The following is a 19,906-nucleotide window of genomic DNA, read 5'->3' on the forward strand; positions in this document are numbered from 1 at the left end:
GATTTATTTTTAAGGTTATCGATTGGAAGCGGTAGCCGCTGGCTTACGCGGTTCTTTAATCACCTGCCTTTTAGCCAGGTCATATTTCTGCCCAGCAGCAAGGAAGAAAAACGGCCCGTTTGCAGCGGTAAAATCTTCACGGCCATTCACCACATGTTTTTCGCCATTGTTCGTAATGGTATTATAATCGTAAATGGCCACTAAAGAATGTCCGAGCACTTGCAGCGTATCGCGCTGTACCAGAACGGCTGTAGCTTCATTCAGGCCAATACCAATTAAATCGGGTGCTTTACGAATAAAATCGACCAGGTCGAACTGGCGGTTTCGCACCAGTAGATGCTGATCAATTGCCGAATTTTTAAGAAAACCCAATCCCTGGGTATGGTCGCCAACCAGGATCTGTGCGCCTTTGGTATCACCACGCCACAAAAAAGAGCCCATAATACTTGCGCCAGCCGAGCTACCTGCAATTACACCACCCCTGTTGAGCAGATCGATAAATGCCTGATGGGTAAGGGTATTGAGGTAAGAATCGGCAATACGCCATTGGCGGCCACCTTCAAAATAAACGGCAGTTGCATTTTTTAAAGGGGCAATAAACTTCTCGCTATTGGCTTCCTTAAAATCACTGGTATGGAAAAGACTTACATTTTTGATCCCTGTTTGACGTTTCACCTCTTCAACGCCTTTTTTATCGTAAGCTGCCGAATCGCCCGATGCAGTAGTTACCACCACCAATACGGCCTTATCTTTACCACCGGCCAGTTCGGTAAACTTCTCCCAGATATCGCGCTGCGAACCTACATTACCACCAATGATCAACAGGCTGCCTTTTTCGGGACCATGCCTGGTATCAGATTTCTTAACAGTAATTGGCGAGGGTTGGGCAAAGGCCGGATAACCAAACGCAGTTAAGGCCAAAAGAAAAATGCTTAGTTTTTTCATGATCAATTTTTTAATAACCAGGGTTACGGTTTGGTCCTGCCAATTGCGGATCAACCAAAGTTTCGTTATAAGGAATCGGAAAAAGATAAAGGTGTTTATCAGGGAGGGCCAGTACAGCCTGTGCACGGTCTGTGCGCACCAGGTTAAACCAGCGATCGGCTTCGAATGGAAATTCTACCTGGCGTTCTTTTTCGAGTGCCAATAAAATATCACTCAAAGTAGCGGCGGTAGTTGCGCTAAGTCCTGCACGGCTACGTACTGCATTTAAATCGGTTTGTGCACTGTTAGTGCCTACCAGGTTGCCCTGTTGCGCTCTGGCTTCTGAACGGATAAGGTATAATTCGGCAATGCGGATGACATAAGCAGGATCGGTACCCAACGGATTGCGGTAATACAACTTGCCGTACCATAAATTGCCCGGAGGTGCCGTTTGCGCGATCAGGCTATTCCGGTTACCGCCAATAGCCGGATTATTCAACAAAGCAACCAGCGCGTCGTTAGGCGACCACTCCCTGCGCCCGCCCAAAGCCGGTGGCAACCACCAGTTACTGTGTCCGTTGGTATTCGAGGTGGTGTAAGCCAGTTCGAGTACCGATTCATTAGTAGCAACGGCATTATTAGCAAAAAATGCACTGTAGGGAGCCACAAGAGAGTAATTTCCATTATCGTTAATTACCAACGTAGCAAATTGCTCGGCCAGTGCCCAGTTTTTCTGGTAGAGGTAAAACCTGGCTTTAAGCGCCTGCACCGTACGCAAACTTACCCGGTTACGATTTACTGCTGCTGGTACCAACGTTTCTGCCGAGTTTAAATCTTTCAATACCTGTACATAGGTATCGGCTAGGCTGCTGCGTGGAATATTACTGTTATCTGAAGAGTTATTGGTCGGTTTTAAAATCAGCTGTACACCGCCCCAGCCACGTGCCAGATCGAAATAAGCCAATGCGCGTACGAAATAAGCTTCGCCAAGGTATTGGTTCTTTAGCGCCGTAGTAAGCAGCGGATCACTAACGGTTGGTACCTTATCGATAATATAATTGGCCTGTGATATGGTTTTGTAAATGGCCGTCCATGCCGACTGCACATAACCATTGGTAGCAGAAGTAAGGTGTTTGGTAATCTCGTTAGGATCTGCCTGCGAGCCCGACCATTGGATATCACCGGCAGATAAATAGGAAAGTGCCGGAAAATTTGAGCCATAATAACCATTGGCAGCTAGCAGGTTAAATAAACCATTTGCTGCAGTGGCTGCCGTACCGGCATTAATGATGGCCTGGTCCTGGTCTACCTGCAACTGGGGCTGTACTTCCAGAAACTTTTTGCAGGAAGAAAACAGGAATATGACTGCGAGTATATATATAACTTTTTTCATGATTGATTATTCGGTTTAAAAAGTAATGTTTGCACCTATCTGGAAAGTACGTGGCACGGGCGGCGTACCCAAATCGTAGCCCAATACAGTAGCCGACGAAGACACATTGATCTCCGGATCAGGCCCTTTGTATTTAGTCCATAACCAAAGGTTTGATCCACTGGCGTATATCCTTACAGAATTCATCCTTGCTTTTTTGATAAAATCTTTTGGCAGGTTATAACCCAGGGTTACATTGCTGAGGCGAAGGAAAGACCCATCTTCAATGTTGCGGCTGGTTGGGCTTAAAGTATAATTCTGTCCGTAAGCAGTTAACCTTGGCATATTGGTAATATCGCCCGGTTTCTGCCAGCGATCTAACTGATATATATCCATTGCCCTGTTGGCATCGCGGGTACCGCCACCTTCAAGAAAATAGTTATTATTGTTGTAAACCTTGTTGCCATAAACAAAATTGAAGAACACCGATAAATCGAACCCTTTATAGCTGAGGTTATTGGTTAAACCACCATTAAATTTCGGTAATGCATTCCCAACCGGAACAATATCATTTGCGTTGATTACTCCATTATGGTCGGCATCTTCGTATACTGCATTTCCAGTCTGTGGATCAACATAAAGCTGGTTATATACAAAGAAAGTGTACATCGATAAACCCTGTACCATGCGCTCGGCAGCGTAAGCGGCAACTACCGGGGTAGGCAGCTTTTCGATTTTATTGATATTGCGCGAAATATTAAAATTGGTACTCCACTTAAATGCACCATCGAGGTTAACACTGCTAATGTTCAGCTCCAATCCTTTATTGCTCATTTCACCGGCATTGGTAAGGATAGAAGAAAATCCCTTACTCGAAGCCAGCGGCAAATTAAGCAGCAGGTTACTGGTGTATTTATCATAAATATCACCACTTAAAGTCAACCGGTCTTTAAAGAAATTTACATCAAAACCAATATTGGCCTGGCGGGTGCTCTCCCATTTCAGATCGGGATTGGCCAATTGCGAAGGCGACGTACCCGGATTGTTCTGGTAGTTGGCACCTGCACCCCATAAACCCCGCGAGGCAAAATCGTTAATACCATTCTGGTTTCCGGTTACCCCGATACTTCCGCGGAGTTTTAAATCGGAAATTACGGCAACATCCTTTAAGAAATTTTCTTGTTTAACACGCCATGCCAAACCTGCTGAAGGGAAATATCCCCATTGGTGGTTGGCACCAAAACGCGAAGAGCCATCGGCGCGTATACTGAAAACCACATAATATTTGCCGCCATAGTTGTAATTTAAACGGGCGAAAAATGAAGATAGCCTGTATTGCGTTTCTGATGCTGATGAAGTGGTATTAGCTGCTGAGGCAATCTGCTGAAAAGAATCGTTCGGAAAATTGGTTCCCTGCGCCAGCGTCTGGTTAGAAATCGACCCCTGTAACGAATTACCGATCAAAGCCCCAAAAGTATGTTTGCCGGTAACATGGTTATAATTTAATGTTTGTTCGTTGGTCCAGATGGTGTTATTGCTTTCACTCGAAGTACCGAGGTTTTTGTTCGCAATACCCAGGTTAGTTAAGCTGTTCCAATACTGAAACTCCTTGTATTGGTTATAATCAACACTCCAGCTGGTCTTAAAGGTTAAATCTTTGGTAATACTTACTTCACCATACAAATTGCTGATCAGCCGGTTACTGGTGCTGTTCATATTGGTATTGTTCAACAAAACATCAAGATTATCAAAACCTGCCCACTTGCCTGGAGTTCCATCGGCATTAAACTCTGGCAGATAAGTTGGCGTGTGCAAGGCTGATTGTAAAATACCTCCTTGTGGCCCATCCCCTACACGTGCATTGGTGCGGTAAGTTTGGGTAAGGATATTACTGGTTCCAATTTTTACATAATCGTTAATTTTCTGATCGAGGTTCAGTTTAAAACTTCCCCTTCTAAAATCGTTTGTTTTAAGGGTTGCTTCCTGTTTATTCAAGCCACCACCGATATAATAAGTCGTTTTATCGTTACCGCCCGAAACAGAAATATCATAGTTCTGCAAAAGTCCGGTGCGGAAAGCTTTACTTAAACGGTCGTAAGTATTTTGATCCTGTGGCAAACCACGTGGCGCTGGCGAAGCAGTAGGATTATCGGTTAATGCCCTAAATGGCTGAAACCGATAGGTAGTAACTAGCGGTGTTCCATTTGCAGCAGCAATGGCAATGGCATCGGCGTTTGAATTGCGGTAAAATTCGTTGATCAGTTCAGCGTGTTGCGGACCGGTTACCAGATCCCACAATTTTGGTGCTTTTGCCACTCCTACATAAGCACTTAAACTTACTTTTGGTGCCGTATTGTATTTACCGCGTTTGGTGGTAATTACGATTACCCCATTGGCTGCGCGTGCACCATAAATGGCTGTGGCATCGGCATCTTTTAAAACGGTTACACTTTCAATATCATCCGGACTGATATCGGATAATGGGTTATTTGCCTGTCCCTGGGTAGTAATTTTTTGCAACGATCCGCTATTTACATAAACACCATCAATTACATACAGCGGATCGTTGCTGGCGTTGATTGAAGTTGTACCCCGGATCCGGATAAACATCCCATCGCCCGGAACACCTGTAGAAGTACTTACCTGCAGCCCCGGTGCTTTTCCCTGCAATTGTTCGGCAAAAGTGGCGGTTGGCTTGGCCCTTACTTCATCTACCGCAATGGTAGAAACCGAACCGGTTAACGATTTTCTCGTCTGTGTACCGTAACCCACCACCACTACATCATTTAGCTGGCTGTTTACTTCTTTTAAGCGGATAGTAACAGGACTTGTACCCACCACAATTTCTTTGGTTTCATAACCAACTGAACTTAAGATTAAGGTATAGGGCAATTTTTGGCCGGTTACAAAAACAAATTTTCCATCCCCATCAGTCGAAACCACGTGGGTAACACCTTTAATTCTGACTACAACACCTGGTAATGGCTGTTTGGTCAAAGAATCAATTACTGTACCTGCCAACTTGGAATTAATCAGTGGCGGCGGCTCTACCTGGGCAAAAATTTTAAGGGGTACGGCCAGCACAGTGAGGAGCAAAACGAAGCTGGCCAATAAGAATGTTTTTTTCTTATGGAGAAATATTTCCATATTTAACGGGTTTTATGTTAATGATTCAATTCATTGGATAAAGCTGAATGGATATCAGTGCGTGATTGGCGTTACAGAACTGATATTCCGTGATAACCGGCGAGGCTTCCTTGCCGGTTCTTTTTTGGCAATAATTTTAACACATATTTAAGGAGGAATTGGTGGTCGGGTTTTAAGGTAGCCATAGGTTTCGTCTACAGCCTTTGGTAAAAATCAAAATCAACAACAGCACATGTTCCCATGAAAATAGATATTTAAAACAGAGCGTTTAAGATTAATATCAGAGGTAGAGGAGATTTGGGGTGTTACTGTTGCATTCATGATCAGCGCAAACATATTGATAAATATTTAATCTACAAAATCTATAGACTAACTATTAATAATGTTACAAGGGCTATTTTATTGAATTTGAGGAAATAAGATGATGGCTACGCTAAAAACCAAACCGCCTTACAATATATTGTAAGGCGGTTATCTACTTCCCATGCTTAAGGCTTCCAGAAGATTGAAACTGCATACATTTACAGTTGAGGGTAAGTTCTTCGCCCACTGTTTTTGCGCGTAATTAACAGTGTCGAAACTGACGACAACATCAGTAGCAATCCGGCCAGTATAATCGCATTTACAGGATTAGCACCAAGCCATGTTTCGTAATACAGGGGCATCGTAACGTTTTGCAGGAGCATGGGTACCACGATAAACATGTTAAAGATACCCATATATATTCCGCTCCTTTCTGCCGGGATGCTGCCTGCCAGTATCACATAAGGGTTACCCATCATACTCGCCCAGCACAAACCCAAACCGGTTATGGGGATAAAAACCAGGTAGGGACTATGAAAATAGGGCAAAGTAAACAAACCCAGCCCTGCCAGAAACAAGCAACCGCCGTGTACCACCTTGGCCCCCCAACGCCTGCCCAGCTTAACAAGCAGAAATGCCGAGGAAAATGCAACGAAATTATAGTATGCACCCATCTGTCCTGTTAATATATCAGATTGTCTGAAGGCGGTCGGGTCAGCCGGATTGTATACTGTATGCGTTAGGCATTTGGCAATGTATATCCAGTAAATGAACATGGCATACCAGCTCAGAAACATCATGGGGATCATTTGCTTCATTGCGGCAGGCATGTTTTTACATGCGACGTAAATATCGGTGAAAATTGATTTTAGGCTATTTTTCGCATCAGCTAATGCTTTATGATCTTCAACTGTTAACGGATTTTCCTTTGTGGTCTTGAGTGTCCACAAGATCGAACCAATGGAAATTACGGCCCCCACCATAAAAGCTATAATGGTTGTCATGGGTATATGGTGCGCGTTTACGGCATACTTATTTACACCCAGGGTGATCAGCAATGTTGGCGTCAGATAAGATAAGGTTTGCCCCAAACCGGTAAAAGCACTTTGGGTCAGGAATCCGGCAGAGTGCTGCTCCTCTGGCAATTTATCACTGACAAATGCCCGATATGGCTCCTGGGTAATGTTATTGGCTGCATCCAAGATCCAAAGTATGCTGGCCGCCATCCACACTGAGCTGCTGAATGGCATAACAAAAAGGCATAAGCTGCAAAATATAGCGCCTACCAAAAAGTAAGGCGTGCGCCTTCCCCAACGGGTAACGGTTTTGTCGCTCATTGCCCCCACAATAGGTTGAAGTATAAGACCAGTTATAGGCCCTGCAAGCCATAGATAGGGCAAATTCTTTTCTTCAGCACCCAAATACGAATAAATAGGGCTCATATTGGCCTGTTGTAAACCAAAACTGTATTGCAGCCCCAGGAAACCGAAGTTCATGTTAATGATCTGCCAGAAGGAAAGTTTTATTTTTAGGTGACGCATATCAATGGGGTGTTGTACTTAAAATTTCTAACTTTTTGTTTATGATAATGTCTGCCAGGTTTGCATGTGCCTGGATAAGCACACTCTCCTTCTGCAATACTTTTTCAGTAAAATCATCAATGGCTTCACGACTTCGCTCCAGCCGGTTCTCATGGGTTTGCTGGTAGCTGGTATTGATGAAAATACGATAGTCGACCTCGCTTAACATGGACGTGTAGGTTCCCTCTACAATAACGACACGTAAATTGTGAAGGGGTAATTCTTGATGTTCCAATTCGTCGGTAAACCAGTTCATATAGGGAACTTCAATCTGGCTGGCCTGCCCCCTGCGAAGGGTAATAATATCCTGATTTAATTTTTCTGCATCTACTTCAGTATAACCGATATGATCAAAATTACGCAACCGTTCTTCGTGGTTTTTGCGTGGTGGTAACCTGAAATAATCGTCTTGATGCAGGAGCACTGTTTCATAGCCTTGGTTTTGCAGCACTTCTTTTAAAGCTGAACTAAGCGTTGTTTTTCCACAGCCCGATTCGCCGGCTATACTGACCACCAGCACGCCATCTTTGGGAATGGGCAGCCCCTTAAGTATGCGACTTGCACACATTTTAAATGCTTGATGGGCGTAAATATGCTGATTGACCAAAGCGGGTAACAGTTTATGCAGCATTTCAGGATGATTAACTGAGACATCTGCCAACAAATAACCCAAGGCACTAAAGCAAAGATTTTTCACCCCACCGGCTTTACCTGCCCGTATATCGTAATACTCAGAAAAGGGCCGTTCCTGTTCGGATGACGACAGGCAGGTAACTATGCTATTCCGAAGCTTTTTGGCCAGATCGGTGAAACCTGCCACCACCAAACCTGCCGCAATAAAACCGTTCACTACCGGCCAGATACCTCCATTATGAAAATGGCCGGGCCTGTTCTTAAAATTGAAACTGTAGTTGTTCAGTAACTGCGCATAAGACGGATCAGTGTTTTCTATTTCAGGCCAGAATGCTGGTATTCCGATATGGCCGTAATGCGAAAGTGTCTGCTCTAACTTAACTGCCAATTTTTGCCGGCTTTCAGCAGATGGGATATTCAACAATAATAACAAACCTATGCTCCAGCCATCATAACGTTCCACCCGATCGCCAGGCGAAAAGGAAGCAATAAAATTGTTTTCCAGCCGATAGGTAGCCAGCGTTTTCTGTTGTGCTACCGTATATAAACTATTATCCAAAGGCTGCTCAAACAGGTAATGCCGTTTGATGGCAGATTTTACAAAGGCGGCTTTTTCCGTGTAGATTGCCTCGTTAAAAAAACTTCCGGCCAAGCTCAATGCCCAATATCTTAATAGCTGATCGTAGAGCACATAGCCATGAGTGATGTACTCATCGGCCCAATTGCTGCTCATTGGCACATACATAAGGTGTTTGCCATTGAACTCCCAATGATCTGCCAACTCAAATATGAGCTTTGCCTGTTCCTTTACAACTTGATAGAAATCCTGGTCTTGCTGATGTTGCAGGTAACTGATACTGCCAATAAGCCACCAAAAGCTGGCATCGGTCCGTCCGGCAGTTCCGCCAAAACTAATCTTGATGATTTCTCCCTGCTGATTGATGGCAACATTAGATGGTATTTGACCAGATCCGCTCGCCGCCTGCTGCAAAACTTTTAGTGATTTTAAAAAAACGCTGTAAAGATCAGACAATCCGTTGCTCAAAATGCCTAACCCGGTAACGACGCTATCCCTGGCCCAAACATGCGAATAGTTATCCTTTGCCTCGGCCGAAGCGAGCAACACCCCATTTTGAACAGCGCCACTAACAACCCCGACAGCTTTTTCATATAAGTGCTTGTTCTCCATATAAAGTGATGTAAATTATGAGTTTTTCAGAAAAAACAAGCTGATTGCCACCACGAAATGACAATCAGCTTTTGTATTTAGAAACTAAATGATACCGTTCCTGACACCGTTCTACCTGTAATAGAACGTGCACGTACAATATTGTTTTGATTATCGGTAATGGAGCCTTCTTCTGCTTCGGTAAAGCCTAAGGCATTGAATACGTTATTGGCATTTACAGCCGCAGACCAGCGTTTGTTAACCTGGTATAACACAAATGGATTTACATATGCGTAAGCAGGCAACTTAAGTGAATTTACATCCTGGCTGTAAGAGCTGGTTGTACCTAAAATACTTGCACCAAACGAAAACTTCTTCACATTGAATGTGGGCGTTAAACTGTAGATCACATCGGCCTGACGACGTGGTTTGTTACCTTTGAATGCCCCGGCAATGATACGGGCATGCGTATAGGTAACGTTACCGCGCAGGTCAAAAAAGCTATTAATATTCGCTACTCCTTCCAGTTCCAGGCCGTAAGCGCGATAGCTGTTCTGTATAATCCGTTGCGTGGTCACTTCGTATTCACCAGCTTCGTTTGTATGGGCATAGAAACCGGTAAGGAACAGTCCTCCTTTGTTGTATTTATACTTCAGCCCAAGTTCAGCCTGGTTAATGCGGTTAAACTTTGTGGCTACATCTCCCTCGGCAAATACGCTTGGAGTAAACAGGATACGATCTGCCTGTGCTGAAGCACCAGAGCTATAGCGTGCAAAAACTGCCGACGAAGCATTCATCATATAATTGATACCCAAAGAGTAAGAAACATAATCATAGTTATAATTAACCGGTTTAGCGGCAGCATAATTGATAGCCGATACACTCTGCTCATTTGCTCCGATACTACCATCATTGTTTACATCAAAGCTTCGCTGAACATTCCCGGAATAGTTACCTCTCACCTGGCCGATATCATACCTGATACTGCCGTCAATATTTATTTTTTCGTTAACATCTACTCCAATTCCAAGGTATGGCGCTGAAATATCATAAGTCACGTTATAATTACGGTGCAGGTTTCCCCATGCCGGAACGCCATAGGCAAAAAGACCATTCGTACTCTGCGGCACATTGCCTGCACTAGTGATGTTGAGGGGCTGCGAATTTTTTCCTTGCAACGTAGTAAGATAAGAATTAAATACCCAGTCCATATTGATATTTTGGCTAGATTTATAGTAACCCGCACTTAGGGAGAGTAGATCGAACTTTTTCTTCAGCTTAAAATCATTCACAAAGTTATTGAAGTTATTGAGTTTCGCATCGAAGATGTGTATGAGCATCGCATCACCTGCATAAGCTTGCCCGGTTATAGCATTAGTTACCGTTGCTCCTGTGAGGTTTCTTCCGGTAGCCGCTCCAATTTGCGTAAGCATGCTGCTCAACGTACCTGCTGATGCAGGAAACGGCGCAATGAACTGACCGGTATTGAATGATGCCCGGCCCCGGTCTTCCACTGTCCAGCCACTGCCCAGATCAAACTGCAGCTCGGCGCCTATTGATTTTGAAACGGGATGCATACCATTACGCACATCGCTTACATACGGCGCACCATTTGAGCCTAAACCCTGCGTTTGCAAAAGATAGGGGGTTTGCAATGCCCCACGCCTGATATCAAATTCTGGCAATGAAGAATAGCTGGGATTGCCATTGGTTCCGGAAACCGATACCGGCATAGGAAGGTAAGCTGCTGCACGGTCGTCTAAAAACTTAAAATAGACTCTTGCATAACCATTGGCAAACTGCTTGGTTAGGTTGGCTTTAAACTGCCCGCCATTGTTTGCCTGGAAGCCTGCTGTACGTGGTCCCTCACCCTGTCTGAAAAAACCACCAACATGGAAGCTAAAGCCATTTCCTATCGGGGCGCCGTAATCAAAATCAGTCCTGAAATTCTGGTAATCCAGTCCTACTGATGTAGATAGGCTTCCGCCCTCCACATTTCCGTTTTTACTGATGAAGTTGATTACACCTGCAGGAGAGTTGCTGGCCAGTGTTGAAGCAGAGCCGCCCCTAATGGCTTCAATACGATTAATATTCTGATCGGCGCGCAAAAAGATATCTGCTGTAGCAAAGGCAATATCACCGAATTGAAGTACGGGCAGGCCATCCTCTTGCAATTGCAAATATTTTGAACCACCTGACGACAAGGGAACGCCCCTAACAGTGATATTGGTATTTCCATCTCCACCCGATGATTCCGCCCGGATGCCCGGTAGTAATTTAAAAATTTCTGCTGTGGTACGCGGAGCTGCTTTTAGGATGTCTCCGGGTTTTACACTGCTCACCGATAAACTTGTACCTAACTTATTTGCCGGATTATTAACGGCGGTTACCACAATTTCGGTAAGGGCCATCGCATCACTTCCCGAGAGTACCACATTTACGGTATCTATGCTGCCCTGACTGAGGTCGATAGTACGTTCAATCGCTGCAAAACCGGTGTAGCTTACCCTTAGCTTAATTATACTTTTAGGAAGGTTGCTCAAGATAAATGTACCATTTGCATCAGTTGCCGTATTACGCGGTACCGTGAGGCACTGTATAGTAGCCCCAGCCAATGGCTCATTACTTTTGTCGGTAACTTTTCCCTTTACCGTAGCTGTTTCTTGAGCGTTAGTGTACAAAACACACAAAAGCATCAAGCTGAATAGAATTACTTTTTTCATGACTTGTTTATATTTGGTAGACACAAATCTATAGGCCGTACCCTGAACTTTGCCTTACTTTTTACCCCTGTTCAGCGCAAACGTTTCCGCAAACATTTGCGGAAACGTTTGTTGTTGATAATTCATATATTTACAGCACTAATTTTCATGTGATGAAGCCATCTGTTACGCTAAAGAAAATCTCTAACATGCTAAATATTAGCATATCTACTGTTTCCAGGGCACTAAAAAACCATCCTGATATATCTGAAGCCACACGGAACAAAGTGCAGGAACTGGCAGGTATGCTCGATTATGTTCCCAACGCCCATGCCATAAGCTTGCGTACCAATAACAGCAAGGAATTTGGTATCATTGTGCCTTCCATATCCAGTTATTTCTACCACTCTTTTATCAGTTCAATTGAGGAAGAGGCAAGACGCTTCGGTTACTCACTGGTTATCCTTCAATCCGGAGAAGACCCGAAAATAGAATTAGAGAATGTAATTAAATGTAAAAACGCAAGGCTTTCGGGCATCTTCATTTCCATAACCTCAGAAACGGAAGACATCAGTGAATTGTTAAAACTTGATCAGCAAAATATCCCAACGATATTTTTTGACAAGGTTCCGGCATACGAGGCCTGCAACAAAGTCTGCACCGCCGACACAGGTGCGACAAGGCTGGTCGCCGATCTGCTGATCAAAAAGAAGAAAAAGAAAATACTGGCGATGTTTGGCAATCAGCACCTGTCCATCACTCAGGTAAGAGTACAGGCTTTTAAGGAGTTTATGGAACAACATAATTGGGGGAAAAAATTTGAAATTGTTTATGCCCATAGTCCGGCACAGGCTTCAGAGCAACTGCATTTGGCTTTTCAAAAGAAGAACAAACCCGACGCCGTATTTTGCATGAGTGATGAGATACTTACCGGCGTGATGAAAAGAGTACAAATGTTAAAAATTCAAGTGCCAGAGGAGCTGGGTATCATCGCAATAAGCGATGGCTCTGTTCCGCAATTATATTACCCTGAAATTACCTATGCAGAAACCAGTGGTTTCAAGCTGGGCAAACTAGCCTTTAGCCGTATGATGACCTGTATTGCAGGAACGCCGTTTGTGCAGAGTATTGTTGATGAATCGGTTTTGATTTTCGGAGGGTCTATTTAAATTCATTCAGACAATATGCAGTATATGAAGATAATTTTCCCGCCCCGTTATAAAAAAGTCAATTAGAAAGTTGGCTTTTTGTCCCTTCTGCCTGGCTTCCTTCGTCGGTGTTCAGGATAAACTTCTCGCCGAGCATAAAATAAATAAGCCTCACAACAACGTTGCAAGGCTTTTAAATCTGCTCCTTCTGCTGGGCTCCCTTCACCTACGCTCAGGATAAACTTCTCGCCCAGCATAAAATAAATAAGCCTCACAACAACGTTGCAAGGCTTTTAAATTTGCTCCTTCTGCTGGGCTCGAACCAGCGACCCTCTGATTAACAGTCAGATGCTCTAACCGGCTGAGCTAAGAAGGAATCCGGCTATCCAAAAAAACAGTTTCTTTAAGCTTTTCAGCAAAAATCCGCTTGTTCGTTTTGGGAATGCAATATTAGGGCTTTTAAATTATTTATGCAATATTTGCAGTGAAAAATTTTTAAAAAAAATTAATACATATATATGAGTCTGATAATCATAGGTACTGTAGCTTTTGACGCTATTGAAACCCCTTTCGGTAAAACTGATAAAATTGTAGGTGGAGCAGCAACATACGCAAGTTTAGCGGCTTCTTACTTTTATAATAAAGCAAAAATTGTAGCCGTAGTGGGCGACGATTTTCATCAATCAGACATCGATATCTTCACTAAACATGGTATTGATACCGAAGGATTACAGATTAAAGCAGGCGAAAAATCGTTTTTCTGGTCAGGCAAATACCATAATGACATGAATAGCCGCGACACCTTAATAACGGAATTAAATGTACTGGAAAACTTCGATCCGGTTATTCCGGAAAGCTACCAGGACTGCGAATACCTGATGTTGGGCAACCTCACGCCACAGGTACAGCAAACCGTGATTAAACGTCTTAAAAATCGTCCGAAACTGATCGTAATGGATACCATGAATTTTTGGATGGACATTATGATGGATGATTTACTGGAAACCATTAAACTTGTTGATGTATTAACCATTAATGATGCGGAAGCACGTCAGCTATCGGGCGAATACTCTTTGGTTAAAGCGGCTAAAAAAATCCTGGCCATGGGGCCGAAATACCTGATCATTAAAAAGGGCGAACATGGGGCACTGTTATTCCATGGAGACCAGATTTTTTCTGCTCCGGCATTACCTTTGGCAGAAGTATTTGATCCTACAGGAGCTGGCGATACCTTTGCAGGAGGTTTTATCGGTTATCTGGCGAAAGTGGGTACAATCAACTTCAATAACATGAAAAACGCGATCATTTACGGCTCAGCCCTCGCTTCTTTCTGTGTAGAGAAATTTGGAACTGAAAAATTATTGAATTTAACTGAACAGGAAGTTGCAGCAAGAATCCAGGAATTTGTAAACTTAAGTGCTTTTACAATAGAAGTATAAAAAAAATGGTCATTCTGAGCTTGTCGGTTGGCGTTATACCAGCCATTTCGGCAAGCTCAACATGACCCATCTTATCGGCGCTCGTAAAACGTTTGCGTCAAACAACCATATCAAAACCCGGCAGCTGCGGGTTGTTTATTCCTGAGGTTAATTACTGTTCTGCTAATTACCGGCTGCAAGGCAATGAGCATAATCGATAACAGACAAAGAACCGCAATCCACTCGTAATAGCTTACACAGAACTGCAGGAAGGTCTGTTTTTGCACGGCTTTGTTTAATAAACCAATTGCTGCTTTCCCGGCTTCATCGCTGGGCATTCCCCTATTGCTTAATGCCGCTTGATACATTTTCAATCTATCCGGCAAGTTAAAATCGAGCAAAGTCAAGCTACTCCGTAAATCATCATTATGTTTTCCTTTAAAATATAACTGATAGAAATTAATAAAGGCTAAACTCAGGCTAAAGGTAGAAAAACGAACAAAAATACCAACGGAAGATGCCGATTGACTCAGTTTCTCCGGAACAGAAGACATGATAAACATCACAATCGGCGACATCACCATCCCAGCCCCCACACCCTGTATAAATAAAGGCAGGTAAAAATTCCTGGTTCCCGCTTCAGTTGCAAATAACTGGCACATCCATAAGAAAAACACAAAAAGGAATATAAAACCCGTTACCCAAAGCACCCTTAAATGTTTCTGACGGATGAGAAAACGAATTGCAATGACAGAGCCTGTAACCACCCCACCAATATTAAAAATCATGATTTCGTTGGCATGGAGTGAATCCATTCCCAAAACAGTAATAAAGTAGGATGAGGTAAGGCTGAAAGCACCGCGGATTACATACAGAATCACCAAAAAGACAATGCCGATGGCAAAATTTCTTGATTTAAATACACTCAGATCAACAGCCGGCCTTTTTAAAGTGCTTTGCCTCGCTACAGAAACCAGAAACAAAAACAGGATAGCAAAAATACAAAGCTGAATACTCGAATCATCAAGCCAATCGTACTGTTGCCCATAAACAAGTACATAGGCAATTAAGACCAGCATTGTAGCAAAGAGTACAAAACTCATCCAGTCTATTTTGTACAGTGGTGTTTTGCGTAAAACATGTACCCTGTTCATGATGCAAAAAAGCAGTGCAGCACTAGGCAAAAAACAAAATATAATTGCCTTATACACCACATTATACTCAAAATTCTCTACTATAGGCACAGAGAACAGGGCGGTAACCGGCGATACACACAAAATCATTCCATAAAAAATAGTGTAACCTGTTTCTTTTGCATGTTCCGACTTTAACCTGCTGAAAAGCAGGTTTAGTGAAATACTGGTTAAACCACAGTTTACAATGCCCTGCAAAAATCTTAAGGCAAAAATCAGCCAGATTTCGCGCGTATGATAACACCAATAAGCAATCAGGACCTCTAAAATAATACAGATCAATAAATAATCTTTAGTAACTACCCTGGCAAAAAAACGCCGTTCAACCACAGCAAAACTGGCTACCGCAGCATAAAACATCAGTAACGAAAACTGAACATCGGAAGCATTTGCCCCGTAATAACCTGCCGCAGCAGTACCATCGGCGGTCGACAATGCAAAAAGCAATACAGATGATAAAAGCACTGCAAAAATGCTCAGTATGATCAGCCATTCAGGGACCCTCGCTTTAAATACAGGCAGTTGATCAGTCATTTTTTTTCACTTTAACAATGGCACTCATTCCTGCACTTAATGCATCGATCCCTTTTTCCTGCTTATCTAAACGGATACGAACCGGAATTCGTTGCGCAATTTTCACAAAATTCCCTGTCGAATTATCGGGTGGCAACAATGAAAACCTCGAACCGGTTGCACCAGATAGCGATTCAATTTCACCTCTAAACGATTGCCCGGGGAAAGCATCTACCTCAACATCAACCTTTTCGCCAATATGCATTTTAGCAATCTGTGTTTCCTTAAAATTAGCTACCACCCATTTTCCTGCACTTCTGTCTACTAAATAGGCGATGGTTTGGCCGGTTTGAACCAATTGACCTACCTGTATGGTCCTTCTACCCATTTTGCCATCATAAGGGGCTACAATAACCGTGTAAGAGGTATTCAGGTTATTTCTTTTCACTACAGCCTCTCTTCTTTTTATTTCAGATTCCAGCACGCTGCTCTGCGCTTTAATATCATTCGTTCTAGAAATAGCTGTTGCATAATCTTCTTTGGCCCCCAGGTACTCTGCCTGTGCCACTTGCAATAAGCTTTCAATTGTTTCCAACTGTTGCCGGGTAGCCGATTCTGCATCGAACAGTTTTTTATAGCGATTATATTCCGTTTGCTGTTTCCAAAGTTTGGCCTTTGCAGCGGCAATTTTAGCCTCGGCAACCAAAGCGGTGCTTTGTGCTGTTTTAATATTACTTTGTTGTACCGAAACCTGTGCTTTTGCATTTAACAAAGAAGCCGAAGCCTCATCTTGTTGAACGGTATAATCATCATCATCAATCAGCACCAGTGTATCGCCCTTTTTCACTTCCTGGTTTTCTTCAAACTTTACAGCTTTAATATAACCGCTCACCCTTGCTGTTACCGGGTTAATATATTCATCTACCTGTGCATCGTTGGTTTCTTCGTATTTCATATAGCCAAAAAGGGTTTTCCCACCCCATATTACCAATACCACCAACACGATGAGTGCAATTATGGTGGTAATTCTACTGATAATTTTATCGGCTTTGCTTTGTTTCTGTATGTTCATTTTATAAGTTTCCTACGGCTTTTTGTAATTGATAGTATTGTATTTTCGCATTCACCTTTGCGGTGGTCAGCTCGAATTTCGATTGCAATAATTGTGTTTCAGCATCCAACAGATCGGTTAAAAGCGATAGCTGATTGAAATAGGTATTCTGCACAATGCGATAACTTTCTGTAGCCTGTTTAATGTTTTCTTCGGCCAATGTGATACGCTGTACCGATTCTTTATACCGGATATAATTTTCCTGCACTTCCTGGCGGATATGATCCTTTACATCTTCATCTTCTACTTCCTGCTGATGTACTTTAAGTTCTGCTTCTTTCACTTTGTGCTGATTGGTATACCAGGAAGAAATCGGGATCTTAAGTTTTAACCCCACCATACCTGTACTGTAAAGCGAAAGTGCATAAGGATAAAACTGGATCTGCGGATAGGCAAATGCATATTCACCGAAGAAACCCAGAGAAGGCATCACGTTCGATTTTACATTTTTAAGTTTCAATTTCGCGAGTGCCTGTTCCTTTTCCGAAATCTGGATTTTGTAAGAAGATGTTTTGGCATCGTTAAAATATTCATCAACCTGTTTTAATGCAATTGCATCCGTTTCCTGATCCGAAATCTGCGGATTTAAAGGTGCATCATCTGCCCTGCCAATTAAAATATTTAACTTCTGCTTAGCTATCCTGATACTGTTTTCGATTTCGGTAAGCAGCATACGTTGTTTAGACAGGCGTAATTCGGCCCTCAGCACATCACTTTTTAATATCGTACCGTTTTTATATAGCTGGTTAATTTCAGCCAGTTGCTTTTCGCGGTCGCGGATATCCTGTTCCAATAATCCACGGTACGAAATATTGCGGAATACATCGTAAAAATAAACCGCCGCCACATAATGGATTTCCTGTTTGTGCTGTCCTTTTTGTACCCTGCTCAATTCGCTTTCTACTTTCGAAGCATTGATTTCAGTATTGGTTTTCCCGCCATTATAAATATTGAAATAAGCATCAGCACTGGCTTTATAGTAAGTAGGTGCAACCGGAAACTGACCCGGGCTATGAAACAATCCATTTTCATAAATAGGCAAAGGCAAAACATGTGCGTAAACCCCATCGGCAGCAACCTCGGGCAATCGTTCTGCTTTACTCACTTTTACGTGGGCATCTGCCGCCTGCACATTTAGGTCCTGCACCTGGATCCTTTTATTATTGCTGTCAGCCATTTCCCAAACCTGGTTGATGGTAAAATTGCTTTGATCCGGAAAAGTTTGTGCATGCACAAAAATTGATAATAAAAGAAAGGGCATGCACGCCCAAAACAACCCTTTATGCTTTAAAAAAATCATATCTGTTAATTAATGATGCAAATTTCGCTACAGATTTGTTACTTTGTTTTATCTAAACTGACATATATTTATTCAAACCAGCCAAATGATAAAAGTTAAGAACGAAGATCTTTTATTTGCAATCGACGAAAAACCAGAAACCATGTACGTTTGGCATAGCAGGTTTGAAGACCGATTTCAAGACCATAAGCATTTAAAAGGACAGCTTACTTATGTAGAGGGTGGTATTATTTTTCTTTACACCAAAGAGAAATCTTACTTTTTGCCTGCCCGGCATTATGTCTGGATCCCCGCTGGGGTTGAGCACCATTTGCAGCACCGCTACCATGCTGCCATTGTTCGGAATATTTATTTTGATACCACTACAGATGATGAAAGTCCATTTTACAAACAGATTGGCATTTATCCGGTAAACAACCTCTTACTAGAGATGTTCCTCTTTTCGGAGCGCTGGAATGGGAATATTTTACCCAAAACACACGAATACGATTTTTTAAATACACTTAAAAACATTCTGCCTGTGGTGAGCGAACATCCCCTGCCTATTGCGCTGCCAACCACTGAAAACATGCGCTTAAGACCGGTGTTAAGGTATATTGTAGATGGATTAGGCAACGATAACATGAGCTTGGAAAGCGTGGGCAAGGCCATGGGCTTTAGTGAGCGTACGCTCTCAAGACTGTTTCAATCGGCTTTAGATACTTCTTTTTTCCAGTACCTGAAACTTGCCAGAATGATTAAGGCGATGGAAAAATTATTGGAAAGCGATGCCACCATTAGCGAAGTGGCATACCAGGTGGGCTATAACAGCATTTCTTCTTTCAGTAATACTTTTTATAAAATGGTAGGTAAAAGGCCGTCAGAGTTTAAGGAGCTAAAACAATCAACCCTTACTAAAATTAACCTGGTTTAACCAGCATGGCAATTGGAGTAAACTTTTCAAAAACAGCCTCGGTATGTGGTGCATCAGGCAATTCGTCAGTTAAATCCTGGCCTGCCCAATGTTCATAATGTTTACCGTTACGCCATAGCCTGCTGTCGGTCATGTCGTAAATCAGCCCTTTATAAGCCACCCAAATCTGCGGCTTATCCTGCCCGTTCCTTAGGGCCAGTTGCTGTTTGGTATAAACGGGTAAATCCATTGATATTATTTGGCCTTGAAGATAAACAAAAAGGAGTTTGTAGGGCAAAAAATATGATAAGCATGGTGTCATTATGATTAAAGCAGCAGCATTTCATTTTGGGTAGGTGCACAAACCCTTGTTCTTAAACCCGATTGAAGTGGGAGCCCGCAGCACTGGACTGCCCCCAAAAAGTTGGACAAACTTATTAATTATTTAAGACTTGTGCCCGGTATTCAACCGGGCTCATTCCATTTAAGTTCAATCTTATCC

13 protein-coding genes and 1 tRNA gene are annotated in these 19,906 nt (G+C 42.8%); 3 read left to right on the forward strand and 11 right to left on the reverse strand.

Translation table 11 applies throughout. From position 1 onward, the window contains the following. Positions 1-15: 15 nt before the first annotated feature. The 6 genes from ACFSR6_RS18155 to ACFSR6_RS18180 form a co-directional block, all read right to left on the reverse strand. Positions 16-945: a cyanophycinase gene (locus ACFSR6_RS18155; RefSeq protein ID WP_379081472.1), complete on the reverse strand. Its 930-nt coding sequence runs from the start codon at positions 943-945 to the stop codon at positions 16-18. Between the two features lie 10 nt (positions 946-955). Next, on the reverse strand, positions 956-2,317 hold the full coding sequence (locus tag ACFSR6_RS18160) for a RagB/SusD family nutrient uptake outer membrane protein (RefSeq protein ID WP_379081475.1): 1,362 nt from the start codon (positions 2,315-2,317) through the stop codon (positions 956-958). 15 nt (positions 2,318-2,332) lie between these two features. Then, complete coding sequence (locus ACFSR6_RS18165; RefSeq protein WP_379081478.1) at positions 2,333-5,443, reverse strand: SusC/RagA family TonB-linked outer membrane protein; 3,111 nt, start codon at positions 5,441-5,443, stop codon at positions 2,333-2,335. 521 nt (positions 5,444-5,964) lie between these two features. Beyond that, positions 5,965-7,287, reverse strand: a complete 1,323-nt coding sequence (locus ACFSR6_RS18170; protein ID WP_379081480.1) for an MFS transporter — start codon at positions 7,285-7,287, stop codon at positions 5,965-5,967. A gap of 1 nt (position 7,288) precedes the next feature. Continuing rightward, positions 7,289-9,148 carry a glycoside hydrolase 100 family protein gene (locus ACFSR6_RS18175; protein ID WP_379081483.1) on the reverse strand — a complete coding sequence of 620 codons (1,860 nt, stop codon included), beginning with the start codon at positions 9,146-9,148 and terminating at the stop codon, positions 7,289-7,291. 77 nt (positions 9,149-9,225) lie between these two features. Then, entirely contained in the window at positions 9,226-11,850 is a 2,625-nt protein-coding gene (locus ACFSR6_RS18180) for a TonB-dependent receptor domain-containing protein (protein WP_379081485.1), read from the reverse strand. 152 nt (positions 11,851-12,002) lie between these two features. On the opposite strand from ACFSR6_RS18180, the gene ACFSR6_RS18185 reads away from it, so the two are divergent. Next, the gene (locus ACFSR6_RS18185; RefSeq protein WP_379081487.1) at positions 12,003-12,998 is read left to right on the forward strand and encodes a LacI family DNA-binding transcriptional regulator; all 996 of its coding nucleotides are present in this window, start codon (positions 12,003-12,005) and stop codon (positions 12,996-12,998) included. Positions 12,999-13,279: 281 nt separating this feature from the next. On the opposite strand, the gene ACFSR6_RS18190 is transcribed toward ACFSR6_RS18185, so the two are convergent. After that, positions 13,280-13,353, reverse strand: a tRNA-Asn gene (locus ACFSR6_RS18190). Between the two features lie 142 nt (positions 13,354-13,495). Here ACFSR6_RS18190 and ACFSR6_RS18195 point away from each other — a divergent pair. Next, positions 13,496-14,416, forward strand: coding sequence for a PfkB family carbohydrate kinase (locus tag ACFSR6_RS18195; protein WP_379081490.1), 921 nt, complete (start codon positions 13,496-13,498; stop codon positions 14,414-14,416). A gap of 110 nt (positions 14,417-14,526) precedes the next feature. Here the strand turns inward: ACFSR6_RS18195 and ACFSR6_RS18200 are convergent, their stop codons facing one another. The 3 genes from ACFSR6_RS18200 to ACFSR6_RS18210 are packed head-to-tail and all read right to left on the reverse strand — an operon-like array spanning position 14,527 to position 18,512. Continuing rightward, on the reverse strand, positions 14,527-16,122 hold the full coding sequence (locus tag ACFSR6_RS18200) for an MFS transporter (RefSeq protein ID WP_379081492.1): 1,596 nt from the start codon (positions 16,120-16,122) through the stop codon (positions 14,527-14,529). Further along, entirely contained in the window at positions 16,115-17,173 is a 1,059-nt protein-coding gene (locus tag ACFSR6_RS18205; protein ID WP_379081495.1) for an HlyD family secretion protein, read from the reverse strand. Before ACFSR6_RS18205 ends, ACFSR6_RS18200 begins: the two co-directional genes overlap by 8 nt. Position 17,174: 1 nt before the next feature. Beyond that, positions 17,175-18,512, reverse strand: a complete 1,338-nt coding sequence (locus ACFSR6_RS18210; protein WP_379081497.1) for a TolC family protein — start codon at positions 18,510-18,512, stop codon at positions 17,175-17,177. 85 nt (positions 18,513-18,597) lie between these two features. On the opposite strand from ACFSR6_RS18210, the gene ACFSR6_RS18215 reads away from it, so the two are divergent. Continuing rightward, complete coding sequence (locus ACFSR6_RS18215; protein ID WP_379081499.1) at positions 18,598-19,425, forward strand: helix-turn-helix domain-containing protein; 828 nt, start codon at positions 18,598-18,600, stop codon at positions 19,423-19,425. On the opposite strand, the gene ACFSR6_RS18220 is transcribed toward ACFSR6_RS18215, so the two are convergent. After that, entirely contained in the window at positions 19,412-19,654 is a 243-nt protein-coding gene (locus tag ACFSR6_RS18220; protein ID WP_379081502.1) for a cytochrome b5 domain-containing protein, read from the reverse strand. The two genes, ACFSR6_RS18215 and ACFSR6_RS18220, sit on opposite strands and share 14 nt — an antisense overlap. Positions 19,655-19,906 lie beyond the last annotated feature (252 nt).

It is taken from the genome of Pedobacter vanadiisoli (genome assembly GCF_042684385.1).
Lineage (GTDB): Bacteria > Bacteroidota > Bacteroidia > Sphingobacteriales > Sphingobacteriaceae > Pedobacter > Pedobacter vanadiisoli.